Annotated in this window: 1 protein-coding gene; it reads right to left on the bottom strand. The window is 33.2% G+C overall.

Annotated elements, in window-relative coordinates:
- Window positions 1–173 (bottom strand): BolA family protein (locus ACFINS_RS11145; RefSeq protein WP_375706307.1); only part of this gene is annotated, 173 nt, incomplete at its 3' end.
- Window positions 174–241: the final 68 nt, after the last annotated feature.

Genomic DNA, 241 nt, shown 5'->3' with positions numbered 1-241 from the left:
TTGGAAAAAGAAGAAGATAAAATCTTCACGCGAAAATGTGTTTCTCCTTTACCATCAAAAGCATGTTCATTATGGGGATGTCCCTCATGAAGATGACTCTCATTAATCACCTCAAGTTTCTGCGGATGAAAAGCATCCTGAAGCTTTCTCTTGATTATTGTTTCTGTAGACATTTTTCATTCCTTAACAAAATGAAAGGACAAGAATAAACCTTTTTCTAATTAAAATAAGTGTGAAAACA

The organism is Bartonella sp. AA2SXKL, from assembly GCF_042197205.1.
Lineage (GTDB): Bacteria > Pseudomonadota > Alphaproteobacteria > Rhizobiales > Rhizobiaceae > Bartonella.
This window is presented reverse-complemented; position numbering and strand designations above follow the sequence as displayed.